We start from the raw sequence: 13,165 nt of genomic DNA, 5'->3' as shown, positions 1-13,165 counted from the left end.
TGCAACACGTCAGGCCCCACACAAAAACGGCGCGTTTCGTCGACCGAAGCGCGCCAAGGTGCCAAAGCCGCATGCATAGTGCCGCGACTTCAGCGTATTCGATAGGCTCAGCTTTCCGCGAACAGCGACATCACCGAATCGCCGCGCCGGATGCGCGAGAACGTTTCGGCGAGCAGCCCCGCGCACGAAAGCGAACGGATCTTTGCACACACGCGCGCTTCCTCGCTCAGCGGAATCGTATCCGTGACGACGAGTTCATCGAGCGACGAGTTCGTGATGCGTTCCGCGGCGCCGCCGGACAGCACCGGGTGGGTGGCGTAGGCGACGACTTGTTTCGCTCCACGCTCTTTGAGCACTTGGGCAGCCTTGCACAGCGTGCCGGCGGTGTCGACCATGTCGTCCATGATCACGCAGGTGCGGCCTTCGACTTCACCGATGATGTTCATCACTTCGGCGACGTTCGCCTTGGGGCGCCGCTTGTCGATGATGGCCAGATCGCAGTTCAACTGCTTGGCGAGCGCGCGAGCGCGAACCACGCCGCCGACATCGGGCGACACCACCAGCAGATTCTCGTAGTTCTGCTTGCGCAGATCGCCGAGCAGCACAGGCGTAGCGTAGATGTTGTCGACGGGGATATCGAAGAAGCCCTGGATTTGATCGGCGTGCAGATCCATCGTGATGATCCGCTCGACGCCGGCGATTTCCAGCATGTTGGCGATGACCTTCGCCGAGATCGCGACGCGCGCCGAACGCGGGCGCCGATCTTGGCGGGCATAGCCGAAGTAGGGGATGGCTGCGGTGATCCGGCCTGCAGACGCGCGTTTGAGCGCATCGACCATGATCATCAATTCCATCAGGTTGTCGTTCGTCGGCGCGCACGTCGATTGAAGGACGAACACGTCCTTGCCACGCACGTTCTCTTGAATCTCGACTTGGATCTCGCCGTCGGAAAAACGGCTGACCATTGCTTTGCCGAGGGGGATGCCGAGGATTTTGACGACTTCCTGTGCAAGCGCCGGATTTGCGTTGCCAGTAAAAACCATCAGGCCGTCATGGCTGCTCATCATGCACCTGCTGCTGGAGGCGGGAACTGCGGGAATGTTTGGCAGGGGAGGAAGGACTCGAACCCTCGCATGCCGGAATCAAAATCCGGTGCCTTGACCAACTTGGCGACTCCCCTACACTGACTCTGAGCTTCGTCGGGCCTGCGGGACAGCCCCGACGATGCAAAACCTATGACGCGAACGCGAAAAGTGGATGCGTATCCAAACTCGATGCCACAGCGCTCGCCCAATCTGCTGGCAGTTGCGCTTGCGCCGCTTTCGCTTCGCCGATGCTCCGGAACGCGGCAAACACGCTTGAGCCCGATCCGGTCATCCGCGCTGGCGCAATGGCTTCAAACCATTCGAGCACCTGCGCGACTTCCGCGTATTTTCCCACGACAACAGGCTGCATGTCATTCCGGCCGAAGCTTTCCGGCCATCTTGCGCTGCAGCTTTGCTGTGCAAGAAAGTCCGTAATTGTGACGGCTTCGGAATCTCTTGTCAACGACTTGTCGGAAAAAATCGCTGCCGTCGGCACATGCGCCTTCGGGGTGACTACAAGGAACCAGCGAGGCGGCAATTGTACAGCCTCGAGCGCTTCGCCGACACCCTCCGCGAACGCGTTTTTGCCGAAGACGAAGAAGGGCACGTCGGCCCCGAGCCGCAGCCCCAATTCTTGCAGCACGTCGCGAGCAAGATTCAGCTTCCACAGCCGATTGAGCGCAAGCAGGGTCGTGGCCGCATCGGAGCTGCCGCCGCCGAGCCCCGCGCCCATCGGCAAGCGTTTTTCGATTTCGATGTCGACCCCGAGCGTCGTGCCCGAGTGCCGCTTGAGCAGCTCGGCCGCACGCACGACCAGGTCGCTTGCTTCCGGGACTCCGGGGACATCGGTCTTGCGACGCACGAGACCATCCTCGCGCAGCGTGAAATGCAGGACGTCGCCCCAATCGATCAACTGGAATGCGGTCTGTAGCGTGTGATAGCCGTCGGGCCGGCGGCCCGTCACGTGCAAGAACAAATTGAGCTTGGCTGGCGCCGGACACTCGCGCAGCGAATCGGTCGTTTCGATCATGTGGAAAGCGGTGCGGGACGGAAAGCGCGCGGTCAGCGATCGAGCACGAGCTTGATGTCTAGCGGCGGGTTCTGCCGCGTCAAATCGAGGCGCTTGACGCCCGAAGCGGGCGCATCGGCGTAGGCTAGGTATTGGATGGTCCAACCCTCCTGGTCGATTTCCTTCATATGCGAGGTTTGCTCGGGATCGACGACCGTCTTCGCGCGAGAGCTTGGCGCGGGCGAAGAGGCGAGCCAATAGCGCAACCCCTCGACCGGCAGCGGGAAGCCTAGCGTGTGCTGCATCAACTCGCTGACGTTATCGGCCGTGACCGGTTGCCGGTTAGGCAGTTCGAGCGTGGCCGCCGCCGGCGACGACGTCACCACCGCGAGCGTCTGCCCCAGCGGATTCAAAAGCTGCAGCGTGACGGTATCGCCCTGTTGCTGCCAATCGAAGTTGCCGTAGGCGTTGCGCGTTCGACCGTTCTGATCGACGTAGCGAACGGAGAAGCGGCCGTGATAGGCGCTCGCCGTTTGCGTCGAAAGCTCGGGGGTAGCGTTCGAAGTCGATGGGCCGTGAGGGGGCGTCGACGCGCAGCCCGCGAGCATGACGGCGAGGGCCGCCGCCGCGCTCAGTGAAGCGCGGCGCGCGAACGCAAAAGAAAAAGCGAAAGACGAAGCTTGCATCAGAGGTTGTCTGCGTTCACTTGAAAGCGTTCGAGCGTCTTGACGAGCGTGTCGTTGTCCGGCTCGAGTTTGCGCGCGCTGCGCCACGCGTCGAGCGCTTGCTTCTGATCGCCGCTCTTCCACAGCACCTCGCCCAGATGCGCACCGATTTCCGCGTTCGGCTGGATTTCGTAGGCTCGCTTGAGCAGCTTGGCCGCATCGACCGTATTGCCCTTGCGATATTTGACCCAGCCGAGGCTATCCATGATGAACGCGTCGTTGGGCGCGAGCGACGAGGCCTTTTCGATGAGCTTGTCCGCCTCGTCCAGGCGCAGATTGCGATCGGCCAGCGAATAGCCGAGCGCGTTGTACGCCTGCGGGTTGTCGGGCTGCTCTTGCATGACCTTGCGCAGCACGCTTTCCATGAGATCGTAGTGGCCGTTCTTCTCGGCCGCCATCGCATAGTCGTATTGGATCTCGGGATCGCCCGGGAACGCTTCGTTCGCTTCGTGCAAGCGCGACTCGGCGTCTTGATAGCGCTTCGCATCGAACAGGATCGCAGCGTCGGTGCGCGCGACGAGCGCTTGCTCGCGCGGATCGGACGGCTGCAGTTCGCTCAGGATGCGGCGCGCATCGTCGGGCTTGCCGGACTTGGCGAGCAATTGCGCGCGCGTCACGCGCGCCGTGATGTATTGCTGGCTCGACGGTTGAACTCTATCGAGCCATTTGGCGGCATCTTGCTCGTGCTTTTGCTCGAGCGCGAGTTGGGCGAGGTAGAGGTACGCTTGGCCCGGATCGGCGCCCGGCGTCTTTTCGGTCAGATCGGCGTATTGCGTGAGGTACTTTTGCGCAGCGTCGTACTGCTTCTGCTGGACCTTGATGAGCCCGAGCGCGAGCAGGGGCATCGGATCGTGCGCATCCATCGAGCGCAAGGATTCGAATTGCTTTTTCGCATCGTCGAGCCGGTCGCTCGACAAATAAAGCTGGGCCAACGCGAGGCGTGCATCGCGCGCCTTCGGATTTTGTTTGACGTACGACTCGAACGAAGCGATGCCTTCCTTGCGCTCTTCGGGGCCCATCTGACCGAGCGAAAGGGCGGCCGGCAGAAAGTCCGGCTTGAGCTTGAGCGCGCGCTCGAACGATGCGCGCGCGCCGGGCCGATCGTCGGCGAGCAATTGCTGACGGCCAACCGCGAGCTGCGCTTCGGGGCGACCCATATCGTCTTTCAACAAATCCTGCAGGACCTGCAGGCCGCCGACGCGGTTCGGGCCGCGCGAAAGCAGCGTTTGCAGCGCCAACAGGGCGTTGCCGCGATTCTCGGCCGGCACTTTCGCAAGCTCGCGGGCGAGTAGCGGCTTGGCGTCGTCCGGCTTGCCAGATAACACCAGCAGGGACGCGTCCAGTTGCGCGGCGCGCTCGGAATCGGGCGCGTACTCATGCCAAAGCTGCGCGGCGGCCAAGGCGTCGGACGGACTCTGCGCCGCGAGCGCGATCTCAGCGGCGCGCTGCGCCATGCGGGGATCGTGCGTGTCGCGGGCGAGGGCGAGATAGGTTTGATACGCCGGCGCGGGCTCGTTTCGCTGCAGCGCGATTTCGGCGGCCAGCACTTGAAAGACGATTTGGCTCGACAATTGAACGTCGGGCAGATCTTTGTTCTCTTCGGGAAGGCTGGACCCGAACAGATTCGCCGCGTTCGCGGAACTGTCGTCCGACGGCCCCGGATCCTGAGCGTGCGCCGGGATGGCGGCGAACGTCCAGGCGCACAGAACGGCGCCGACGATGCGGCTCGCGGGCGCGACGCGCCAAGCGGGGCGGGCGCCGACCGGGCGCTTGAGGAGCTGCTTGATGGACAAAATCATGGAGATCCGTTCGAGGTTTCGGTCGATTGTAACGCGCTCGCTACAATACACGCAGATTCGACAGTGCACGTTACAGACCTATCCCCACCTATTTTAGAGATGCCAGAGCTTCCGGAAGTCGAAGTCACCAAACGCGGCATCGAGCCGTACGTCACGGGCCGTCGCGTCGAGCGCGTCGACGTGCGCACGCTCATGCTGCGCTGGCCCGTGCCGCCCGATTTGGCGCGCACGCTCGCGCGCCAGGCGGTGCATCGGGTAGAGCGGCGCGGAAAGTACTTGTTGTTCGAGACCGATGCCGGGTGGTTCATCGTTCATTTGGGCATGACGGGCACGCTGCGCGTCTGGCCGCGCGAGCAGGCATTGGGGCCGGCCAAGCACGATCATATCGACTGGGTCTTCGACGAATTCGTGCTCCGCTACCGCGATCCGCGTCGTTTCGGCGCGGTGCTCTGGCATGCGCGGGCCGATGGCGACATACAAGCGCATCCGTTGTTGGCGAGCTTGGGCGTCGAGCCGTTCACCGACGAATTCAGCGGCGAGCTCATTTTCCGGCGCACGCGCGGACGCACGGCATCGATCAAGCAGGTGCTCCTCGCGGGCACGATCGTCGTCGGCGTCGGCAATATTTATGCGTCCGAGAGCTTGTTTCGCGCAGGCATTCGGCCGACCACGCCCGCGGGCCGCGTCTCGCTGGCGCGCTGCGAGCGCCTGGCCGACGAAGTGCGCGCCACCCTGGCCGCCGCCATCGAGCGCGGCGGCAGCACCTTGCGAGATTTCGTCGGCAGCGACGGCGCCAGCGGGTATTTCCAACTCGATTGCTTCGTCTACGATCGTGCCGGCCAGCCGTGCCGCGTCTGTGGCGGGCCGATTCGCCAAATCGTCCAAGGGCAACGTTCCACTTACTACTGCGCGCATTGTCAGCGCTGACCTATCGCCTTCATGTCCGCTTCTCCCATTGCCATGACGCGATGCGCCGCGTCGCTGCAGGACGCCTTCGCCACGCGGCTCGTCGACTGGCAACGCCGTCACGGGCGCCACGATCTGCCTTGGCAAAATACGCGCGATCCCTATCGCATCTGGCTGTCGGAAATCATGCTGCAGCAGACGCAGGTATCGACCGTCATTCCGTATTACGCAAAGTTTCTGGTGCGCTTTCCCGATGTCGCAGCGCTTGCTCGTGCGCCGATCGACGACGTGATGGCGCTTTGGGCCGGACTCGGCTATTACTCTCGCGCGCGCAATCTGCATCGGTGTGCGCAGACGGTCCTCGAGCGGCACGGCGGGACGTTTCCGGCTTCGCCCGATCAATTGGCCGAACTGCCCGGCATCGGCCGCTCGACGGCGGCGGCGATCGCTTCGTTCGCGTTCGGCGCGCGTGCGACGATCTTGGATGGAAACGTCAAACGCGTGCTGGCGCGTGTGTTCGGCATCGATGGTTTCCCGGGAGAAAAACGCGTCGAAAGCGCGATGTGGGCGCTCGCAGAGCGTTTGATGCCCGGACAGCAGGCCTCGGACGACGACGTGAGCGCCTACACCCAAGGGCTGATGGATCTTGGCGCCACGCTGTGCGTGCGCGGCAAGCCCGACTGCGGCCGCTGTCCGTTTGCTGCCGATTGCGTCGCCCATGCGACCGGCCGGCAGCGCGAATTGCCCGCGGCGCGCCCGAAGAAAGTCGTGCCACTGCGCCAAACATGGATGCTCGTGCTGCGCGACGGCGCTTCGGTGCTACTCGAGCGCAGGCCGCCGTCCGGTATCTGGGGCGGCCTATGGAGCTTGCCGGAAGCCGCCGACGAAGCGGCCTTGGCCGAGCGTGCGCGGGCATTGGGCGCTGCGCCGGGCTTCGAGCGCTTGGCGCCGCTCACTCACACGTTCACGCATTTCAAGCTCGATATCGAACCGCGCTGTGCCGATCTTGCCTGCCCGGGTGCGGTGGCGCCTGTCCAAGCGCGCGAGGACGAGACGGCGTGGGTGCCGCTCGCGCAAATCGACGAATACGGCGTGCCCGCGCCCGTGCGCAAGCTGCTCGACGCGCTCAAAGGGTCATTGATCTGACTAGATAGAGGAGGCTGCGCGCCGCGTCGTACACGCAGGCGTTCGCAGCGAAGCTACAGCAATTGATGCTGCTGCATGTAGTGATGAACGGCGTCGATCCGCGTATTGCAATCGGTCAGTTCCATCAGCTTTTGCCGAGCCCGTAGCGGAATTTGCAGGATCTCCGAGAGGCGGTTCGAAACCCAGCTGGGGTCGTCGAGGCGAAACGGCGCGGCGAACGGCACGCTGTCGGCGTCGCGCTCGCGAATCGTTTCGATGATGCGCTCGAGCACTTCGGCGCAGGCGCCGAACTTGGCGAGCGCGTCGCTGCCTTCGAGCGGGACATCGTCGGGTAGCGGCTCGGCCATGCCCACGAGCAGACCGCTCGGTTCTTTGCGATGCGACAGCAGGCGAAAGCGGCGCGTGCCGCGTGCGCGCACGAGCAGCATGCCGAAATCGTCGACGTCGCATTGCTCGATCGTCGCCAATGTGCCGATGAGTTCGGGCACGCACGGCACGTTTTCCTGCGCGACCTCGCCGCCGCTTTTGAGCAGGCAGACGCCGAAGGGCGCGCTTTCGCGCAGGCAGTCGCGCGCCATGTCGAGATAGCGCGCCTCGAAAATCTTCAACGGCAACAGCCCGTCCGGGAACAGCACGGTGTGCAGTGGAAAGAGCGGCAGGTCAGCGAAGACGGCAGGAGTAGTGGACATGGCGCACGCTTCGAATTGCCGCGTATGCCGCGGCGGGTTAAGCCGTCACCAACCGCGAAGACTCGTCAATGGCGACCGGCGCATCGCGATGCCGTACGATCACGCTCGCTTCGCGAGCAACCCGCGCAGCGAGCGTTTCGGCGATGAACACGGAGCGGTGCTGCCCGCCCGTGCAACCGATGGCGACGGTCAAGTAGCTGCGGTTGTCCTCGCGAAAACGGGGCAGCCACTTCATGACGAATGTGTGGATGTCGTCGATCATTTCCTGCACGATCGGCAACGCCTCGAGGTAATCGATGACGGGCTGATCGCGCCCGGTGAGCGGGCGCAAACGGTGATCGTAGTACGGGTTCGGCAAGGCGCGCACATCGAAGACGAAATCGGCGTCGAGCGGCAGACCGCGCTTGAACCCGAACGATTCGAACATCAACATCAGACCTTCGCGTTGTTCTTCGATGAAACGCGTCACCCAAGCGCGCAGCACGTTCGCGCGCAGATTGCTGGTATCGATCTGATGGCCGAACTCCGCGAGCGGCGCGACGAGATCGCGCTCGCGCTCGATCGCTTCCTCCAGCGAGGCAAGCAAGCCGACGTCCGCGTCGTGCGCGGGCGTGCCGGACAGCGGATGCCGCCGGCGCGTCTCGGAGAAACGCTGAATCAACGACTGCGTACTCGCATTGAGAAACAGGACGCGCACGTCATGTTCGCTCGCCAAATCGCGAATGATGCCGGGCATTTCGTCCAGCGAGGCGCTCGAGCGCGCGTCGATCGCCACTGCCAGGCGCTCATAGCCTTCGTCTTCGCTCGCGAGATACTGCGTGAGCGCGGGCAGAAAGCGAGGCGGCAGATTGTCGACGCAGTAATAGCCTGCGTCGGCCAGCGCGTTCAACGCGACGGACTTGCCGGAGCCGGAGATACCGGTGATCAGAACGATGCGCATGGGGAAGAACCAGTTCGTTTCATCATAGCACTGTCGCCCCGGCGCGACTGTCCTCGCCAGTGCTTGTTTTCGGGTGGCGGCGCGCCTGATCCGCAGTTCGCTACATGAGCTTGCCGGGCAATTGACTGTCCGGATCTTGCATCGCGATCCGTTGCCGATCCATGAAATCGCGCAAAGTGTCGATCCCGCGCAGTTGCAGGATCGTATTGCGCACGGCCGCCTCGACCAGCACGGCAAGGTTGCGGCCGGCCGCCACTTGAATCGTCACCTTGCTGATCGGCAGCCCCAGAACGTCCACGGTTTGACTTTCGAGCGGCAGGCGCTGGAATTCGCCGTCGGGCCTGCGCACGAGTTGGACGATCAACTTGAGCTTCATTTTGCGGCGCACGGCCGTTTCACCGAAGATCGTTTTGATGTCGAGCAGGCCGAGGCCTCGCACTTCGAGCAGATTCTGCAAGAGAGGCGGGCAGCGCCCTTCGACGAAATCGGGGCCCAGCCGGACGAAATCGACGGCGTCGTCGGCCACGAGCCCGTGCCCGCGGCTGATGAGCTCCAGGCCGAGCTCGCTTTTGCCGAGGCCCGAATCGCCCGTCAGCAGCACGCCCATGCCGAGAATGTCGAGAAATACGCCGTGCAGCGTTGCACGCGGCGCAAGGATGCGCGACATATAAAGGCGCAGGCTGTCGATGACGGCGGCGGGCGACATCGGCGTCGTAAACAGCGGCGTGGAAGAGCGCGTGCAGCGCAAGACGAGTTCCGGCGGCGCTGCGACGCCCCCCGCCACGACCAGAAACGGCGGCTCGAGCGCGATCAGCTCGGCCATGTGGCGCGAGCGGTCCTCGTCGGTCTGTCTCTGGTAGTAGTTGACTTCGGCCTCGCCGAGCACTTGGATCCGGTTCGGGTGGATCAAATTCAAGTGGCCGACCAGGTCGGCGCTCGACGTCGCATTGGCGACGGTTTCGGCCGAGAAACCGCGTTCCCAGCCCTCATGCCCCGTCAGCCAGCTCAATTTGAGCATGGCGGCGTTGTCGTCGAAAATGCTTTGGGCGTTGATGCTGGACGTATCCATGAATCCGTTGCTCCAGTTTGACCGCGGCGCGCGCGGCGACGACATGCGTCGAACTGCCCGCCAAGGCCGATGAGCGGCGCCGGTCATGCGCCGTGCCGACGCGCCGCAGCTCGAGGCTCCGGCGTTACGGTATGCTCAAGGGTGCCATTGGGTGAGCAGGCGATGCAACTCTTCGCGGTTTTGCTCGGTGTGCAGGCGCTCGCGCGCTTCGCGGTCGGACAGCAATTGCGCGATTTCCGAAAGGATTTCCAAGTGCTGCTGCGTGGCCTGTTCGGGCACGAGCAGAAAGATCAGGAGCGAGACCGGTTGCCCATCGGGCGATTCGAAGGGGATCGGCTGATCGAGGCGCACGAACGCGGCCAGCGGCTGCTTGAGCCCCTTGATGCGCCCGTGAGGGATCGCGACGCCTTCGCCTAGCGCGGTGGAGCCGAGCCGTTCGCGAGCAAAGAGATTGTCGGTCACTGCGCTGCGGGCGATTCCGTTCTGGTTTTCGAAGATCAAGCCCGCTTGCTCGAACACGCGCTTCTTGCTGGTGACGGAAAGGCCGATAACGACGTTTTCGAGCGGTAGAAATTTGGCTAAACGATTCATGTTGGCAGGCTAACGCGTCGCCTGGGCGCTCCTCGCGGCAACTGGCTGGTGTCGATTTCGGCCGTGCGCGCCGGCTGTGTTCTCGCCGGCGCCGACGGGCTGCAGTGTGGCCGGCTGCCCCTCAATAACCGGCACATTATAGAACAGGGCCGAAGCAGGTGGTGTGCCGGCCCTAGTGCAGCACTGCAAGTTCGCTTCGCCATAAAAAAAGCCGCTCGACGGAGCGGCTTTTTGCGCGGGGTGAGACGGTCTCGGCGTCGATCGTCGTCTTACGGCTGTGCCTGCTCGCCTGCCAAAGGCACGTCCTGATGTTTGATCGCATCGTGCTGATGCTCTTGAATGCGCCCTTTATGTCGTACGACCTGCCGGTCGAGCCGATCGACCATGAGATCGATGGCTGCGTACAGATCGCCGTTGGCGCTTTCGATGAAGATATCCTTGCCCTTTAAGTGAAGGTTGATTTCAACCTTCTGCCGCTTATCCTTTTCCTTATGGTTGTCGACCGAGAGGACCACATTGCCATCGATCACCTGATCGAAATGTCTTAGCACCTTGTCGAGCTTGGTGATCACGTATTCTCGCAACGCCGGCGTAACTTCGAGATGGTGTCCACTGATCTTCAGATTCATAGTGCTCTCCAAACAAAAGGCTGCCTGGACACCATCGGTGCGCCTGCGCCGGTCGGGAGCGGCCCGCTCGAGTCATCACCCCGCGTGACTGACGAGCGGCGGGTCGTATCGGCCGGCCAAATCCGCTGATGGCGTCAGGGCCGGTAAACGCTCTCCGCAAAACGCGGAAAGCTTAAAGAGACTTACGCAAATTGACTGCGGGGATCTTGAGTGCTTCGCGGTACTTGGCGACCGTCCGGCGTGCGACCACGAATCCTTGCTCCGCCAGCAGTTCGGCTATGCGGCTGTCCGAAAGGGGAGTTTTCGAGTCTTCGGCTCCTATCAGTTGCTTGATCAGCGCGCGAATGGCCGTGGATGAGGCCGCGCCCCCCGTATCGGTCGACACGTGAGACCCGAAAAAGTACTTGAACTCGAGCGTCCCGAAGGGGGTGAGCATGTACTTGCCCGTCGTCACACGCGATACCGTCGATTCGTGTAGGCCCAGCGTATCAGCTATTTCTCGCAAAACCAAGGGGCGCATCGCGATTTCGCCATGCACGAAAAAGTTCTTTTGCCGCTCGACGATGGCCTGCGCGACGCGCAGGATCGTCTCGAATCGCTGTTGGATGTTCTTGATCAGCCAGCGCGCTTCCTGCAACTGCTGGCGCAGGGAACCGCTACCCGGATCGCCGCGGTTATTGCGCAAAATATTCGCGTAGAGATGGTTGATGCGCAAGCGCGGCACCACCTCCGGGTTCAACTCCGCTTGCCAGCCGTTCGAAGTCTTCCTGACCATGATGTCGGGCACGACGTAATCGGCCTCGGCCTTGCCGTAAGCGGCGCCTGGAAACGGTTCGAGCGAGCGGATCAGCGTCTGCGCATCGCGTAGCTCGTCGTCGGTCGCCTTTAGTTGCTTGCGCAACCGCGTGAAATCGCGCGCCGCTAGCAATTCGAGATGGTTGGCCGTGATCTCGAGCGCGAGCTTGCGCGTGGGCGAATCGGGTAGCCGCAGCAACTGCAGCTTCAGGCATTCGGAGGCAGAGCGCGCGCCGACGCCCGCCGGATCGAAGCTTTGTAGCAGGGCAAGTGCGGCGCCGAGTTCGTCGAGGTCCACCTCAAGCTCGTCCGGCAGATCGGCCAGTATCTCGTCGAGCGAGGACGTGAGGTAGCCGTCGTCGCCGAGCGATTCGATCAAGAACGTGATCAGCGCGCGATCGCGCGGGCTTGCTTGCGTCACGCGCAACTGTGCCATCAAGTGGTCGCGCAGCGTCGTAGTGGATTCGTGGATCTGCAGCGGGGGTAGATCGTCGTCGTCCGAGGCGCCGGACGAGCGGCCGTAATCGTCCAGATTCCATTGCGAGGAATCGTTGCCGTCGCTTGCGCCGAGCGGGCTGTAATCGTCGGAGCTCGACGCCTCGCCGCCCTCCGAGCGCTCGGAGGGCTCGGACGAACTCGCCCCGCTCATAGGCTCCGGCGCCGAAGACGTGGGACTTTGCGCGATGACGGTGCCGTCACCGGCAACGCGCAACGGGCTTGCGATCCATTCGTCTTCGGATTCGAGCAGCGGATTTTGCGCTACCGCCATCGCGACTTCCTGCTGCAATTCGAGCGTCGACAGCTGCAGCAATCGGATCGACTGCTGCAGTTGTGGGGTCAGCGCAAGATGCTGCGATAGGCGAAGTTGGAGGCTGGCTTTCATGGCAATGTATCTTTCATTGTAGAGACTTTGCCACGCGCCGGGAACCTCGCGGCGACGATGGGATGCGTCGAACGGCCACGCGCCGCCGCGCGGCCTCGTAAAAATTGCTGGAGGCGGCGATCCGGACCTTACATGCGGAAGTGCTCGCCGAGATAAACGCGGCGCACGCTTTCGTTTTCGATGATCTCGCGCGGCGCGCCGGCCGCCAGCACCGAGCCGTCGCTAATGATGTAGGCGTGATCGCAAATACCCAGCGTTTCGCGCACGTTGTGGTCGGTGATGAGCACGCCGATGTTGCGCTGCTTGAGGAACTTGACGATCTTTTGAATCTCGAGGACGGCGATCGGGTCCACGCCGGCGAACGGCTCGTCGAGCAGAATGAAACTCGGGTTCGTGGCCAGGGCGCGCGCAATCTCCACGCGGCGGCGCTCGCCGCCGGAGAGCGATAGGGCCGGGTTTTCCCGCAGATGGGCAACCTGTAGTTCGTCGAGCAGCGCCTCGGTGCGCGCTTCGATCGACGGCTTCGAAAGGCGTTTGCCGTCGTTGTCGCGCTGAAGCTCCAACACTGCGCGAATATTCTCTTCGACCGTCAGCTTGCGAAACACCGACGCCTCTTGCGGCAGGTACGACAAACCGAGGGCCGCGCGTTTGTGGATCGGCAGCAGGCTGATCGAGTTGCCGTCCAGCACGATTTCGCCCGCATCGAGCGGCACCAGGCCGACGATCATATAGAACGACGTCGTCTTGCCCGCGCCGTTGGGCCCCAGCAGCCCCACCACTTCGCCGCTTTTCACGTCGAGCGAGACGTCCTTGACGACGGTGCGCGTGCCGTAGCGCTTCTTCAAGCTGCGCACGACGAGCGAACTCGCGGGGCGGTGCTGCTCGGGCGCGCTTGCGCC

13 protein-coding genes and 1 tRNA gene are annotated in these 13,165 nt (G+C 63.2%); 2 read left to right on the top strand and 12 right to left on the bottom strand.

The genetic code is table 11. The features are described 5' to 3' along the window. Positions 1-107: 107 nt before the first annotated feature. The 5 genes from MMB74_RS04490 to MMB74_RS04470 form a co-directional block, all read right to left on the bottom strand. Entirely contained in the window at positions 108-1,064 is a 957-nt protein-coding gene (locus MMB74_RS04490; RefSeq protein WP_277427722.1) for a ribose-phosphate pyrophosphokinase, read from the bottom strand. Positions 1,065-1,103: 39 nt separating this feature from the next. Next, a tRNA-Gln gene (locus tag MMB74_RS04485) sits at positions 1,104-1,180 on the bottom strand. A gap of 53 nt (positions 1,181-1,233) precedes the next feature. Then, positions 1,234-2,115: a 4-(cytidine 5'-diphospho)-2-C-methyl-D-erythritol kinase gene (gene ispE / locus MMB74_RS04480; protein ID WP_277427394.1), complete on the bottom strand. Its 882-nt coding sequence runs from the start codon at positions 2,113-2,115 to the stop codon at positions 1,234-1,236. A gap of 32 nt (positions 2,116-2,147) precedes the next feature. Further along, positions 2,148-2,780: a lipoprotein insertase outer membrane protein LolB gene (gene lolB, locus MMB74_RS04475; RefSeq protein ID WP_277427393.1), complete on the bottom strand. Its 633-nt coding sequence runs from the start codon at positions 2,778-2,780 to the stop codon at positions 2,148-2,150. Continuing rightward, the gene (locus tag MMB74_RS04470) at positions 2,780-4,618 is read right to left on the bottom strand and encodes a tetratricopeptide repeat protein (RefSeq protein WP_277427392.1); all 1,839 of its coding nucleotides are present in this window, start codon (positions 4,616-4,618) and stop codon (positions 2,780-2,782) included. The genes lolB and MMB74_RS04470 overlap by 1 nt, the downstream gene beginning before the upstream one ends. 99 nt (positions 4,619-4,717) lie before the next feature. Between MMB74_RS04470 and mutM the strand changes: the two genes are divergently transcribed. Together mutM and mutY are read left to right on the top strand one after the other, a co-directional pair. Then, entirely contained in the window at positions 4,718-5,545 is an 828-nt protein-coding gene (mutM, locus tag MMB74_RS04465) for a bifunctional DNA-formamidopyrimidine glycosylase/DNA-(apurinic or apyrimidinic site) lyase (protein ID WP_277427391.1), read from the top strand. Positions 5,546-5,557: 12 nt separating this feature from the next. Further along, positions 5,558-6,670 carry an A/G-specific adenine glycosylase gene (gene mutY / locus MMB74_RS04460; protein ID WP_277427390.1) on the top strand — a complete coding sequence of 371 codons (1,113 nt, stop codon included), beginning with the start codon at positions 5,558-5,560 and terminating at the stop codon, positions 6,668-6,670. Between the two features lie 53 nt (positions 6,671-6,723). Here the strand turns inward: mutY and MMB74_RS04455 are convergent, their stop codons facing one another. The 7 genes from MMB74_RS04455 to lptB form a co-directional block, all read right to left on the bottom strand. Then, positions 6,724-7,359, bottom strand: coding sequence for an LON peptidase substrate-binding domain-containing protein (locus tag MMB74_RS04455; protein ID WP_277427389.1), 636 nt, complete (start codon positions 7,357-7,359; stop codon positions 6,724-6,726). Between the two features lie 37 nt (positions 7,360-7,396). Beyond that, on the bottom strand, positions 7,397-8,299 hold the full coding sequence (gene rapZ, locus MMB74_RS04450; protein ID WP_277427388.1) for an RNase adapter RapZ: 903 nt from the start codon (positions 8,297-8,299) through the stop codon (positions 7,397-7,399). A 100-nt stretch (positions 8,300-8,399) separates the two neighbouring features. Then, a complete protein-coding gene (gene hprK, locus MMB74_RS04445; protein WP_102609100.1) occupies positions 8,400-9,368 on the bottom strand; it encodes an HPr(Ser) kinase/phosphatase in 969 nt (322 codons plus the stop codon). A 135-nt stretch (positions 9,369-9,503) separates the two neighbouring features. Beyond that, the gene (gene ptsN, locus MMB74_RS04440; RefSeq protein WP_102609099.1) at positions 9,504-9,959 is read right to left on the bottom strand and encodes a PTS IIA-like nitrogen regulatory protein PtsN; all 456 of its coding nucleotides are present in this window, start codon (positions 9,957-9,959) and stop codon (positions 9,504-9,506) included. A 269-nt stretch (positions 9,960-10,228) separates the two neighbouring features. Next, positions 10,229-10,588, bottom strand: a complete 360-nt coding sequence (raiA, locus tag MMB74_RS04435; RefSeq protein WP_277427387.1) for a ribosome-associated translation inhibitor RaiA — start codon at positions 10,586-10,588, stop codon at positions 10,229-10,231. A 172-nt stretch (positions 10,589-10,760) separates the two neighbouring features. Then, a complete protein-coding gene (locus MMB74_RS04430) occupies positions 10,761-12,266 on the bottom strand; it encodes an RNA polymerase factor sigma-54 (protein WP_277427386.1) in 1,506 nt (501 codons plus the stop codon). 128 nt (positions 12,267-12,394) lie between these two features. Beyond that, entirely contained in the window at positions 12,395-13,120 is a 726-nt protein-coding gene (lptB, locus tag MMB74_RS04425) for an LPS export ABC transporter ATP-binding protein (RefSeq protein ID WP_277427721.1), read from the bottom strand. Positions 13,121-13,165: the final 45 nt, after the last annotated feature.

The sequence above is a fragment of the Trinickia sp. Y13 genome (genome assembly GCF_029522115.1).
Lineage (GTDB): Bacteria > Pseudomonadota > Gammaproteobacteria > Burkholderiales > Burkholderiaceae > Trinickia.
Note: the sequence above shows the minus strand (reverse complement) of the source record. Positions and strands in the feature narration are given on the sequence as shown.

Excerpts from the sequence above, each read along its gene's own strand:
- MMB74_RS04490 (WP_277427722.1), bottom strand. The coding sequence starts at position 1,064 with ATGAGCAGCCATGACGGCCTGATGGTTTTTACTGGCAACGCAAATCCG.
- ispE (WP_277427394.1), bottom strand. The coding sequence starts at position 2,115 with ATGATCGAAACGACCGATTCGCTGCGCGAGTGTCCGGCGCCAGCCAAG.
- lolB (WP_277427393.1), bottom strand. The coding sequence starts at position 2,780 with ATGCAAGCTTCGTCTTTCGCTTTTTCTTTTGCGTTCGCGCGCCGCGCT.
- MMB74_RS04470 (WP_277427392.1), bottom strand. The coding sequence starts at position 4,618 with ATGATTTTGTCCATCAAGCAGCTCCTCAAGCGCCCGGTCGGCGCCCGC.
- mutM (WP_277427391.1), top strand. The coding sequence starts at position 4,718 with ATGCCAGAGCTTCCGGAAGTCGAAGTCACCAAACGCGGCATCGAGCCG.
- mutY (WP_277427390.1), top strand. The coding sequence starts at position 5,558 with ATGTCCGCTTCTCCCATTGCCATGACGCGATGCGCCGCGTCGCTGCAG.
- MMB74_RS04455 (WP_277427389.1), bottom strand. The coding sequence starts at position 7,359 with ATGTCCACTACTCCTGCCGTCTTCGCTGACCTGCCGCTCTTTCCACTG.
- rapZ (WP_277427388.1), bottom strand. The coding sequence starts at position 8,299 with ATGCGCATCGTTCTGATCACCGGTATCTCCGGCTCCGGCAAGTCCGTC.
- hprK (WP_102609100.1), bottom strand. The coding sequence starts at position 9,368 with ATGGATACGTCCAGCATCAACGCCCAAAGCATTTTCGACGACAACGCC.
- ptsN (WP_102609099.1), bottom strand. The coding sequence starts at position 9,959 with ATGAATCGTTTAGCCAAATTTCTACCGCTCGAAAACGTCGTTATCGGC.
- raiA (WP_277427387.1), bottom strand. The coding sequence starts at position 10,588 with ATGAATCTGAAGATCAGTGGACACCATCTCGAAGTTACGCCGGCGTTG.
- MMB74_RS04430 (WP_277427386.1), bottom strand. The coding sequence starts at position 12,266 with ATGAAAGCCAGCCTCCAACTTCGCCTATCGCAGCATCTTGCGCTGACC.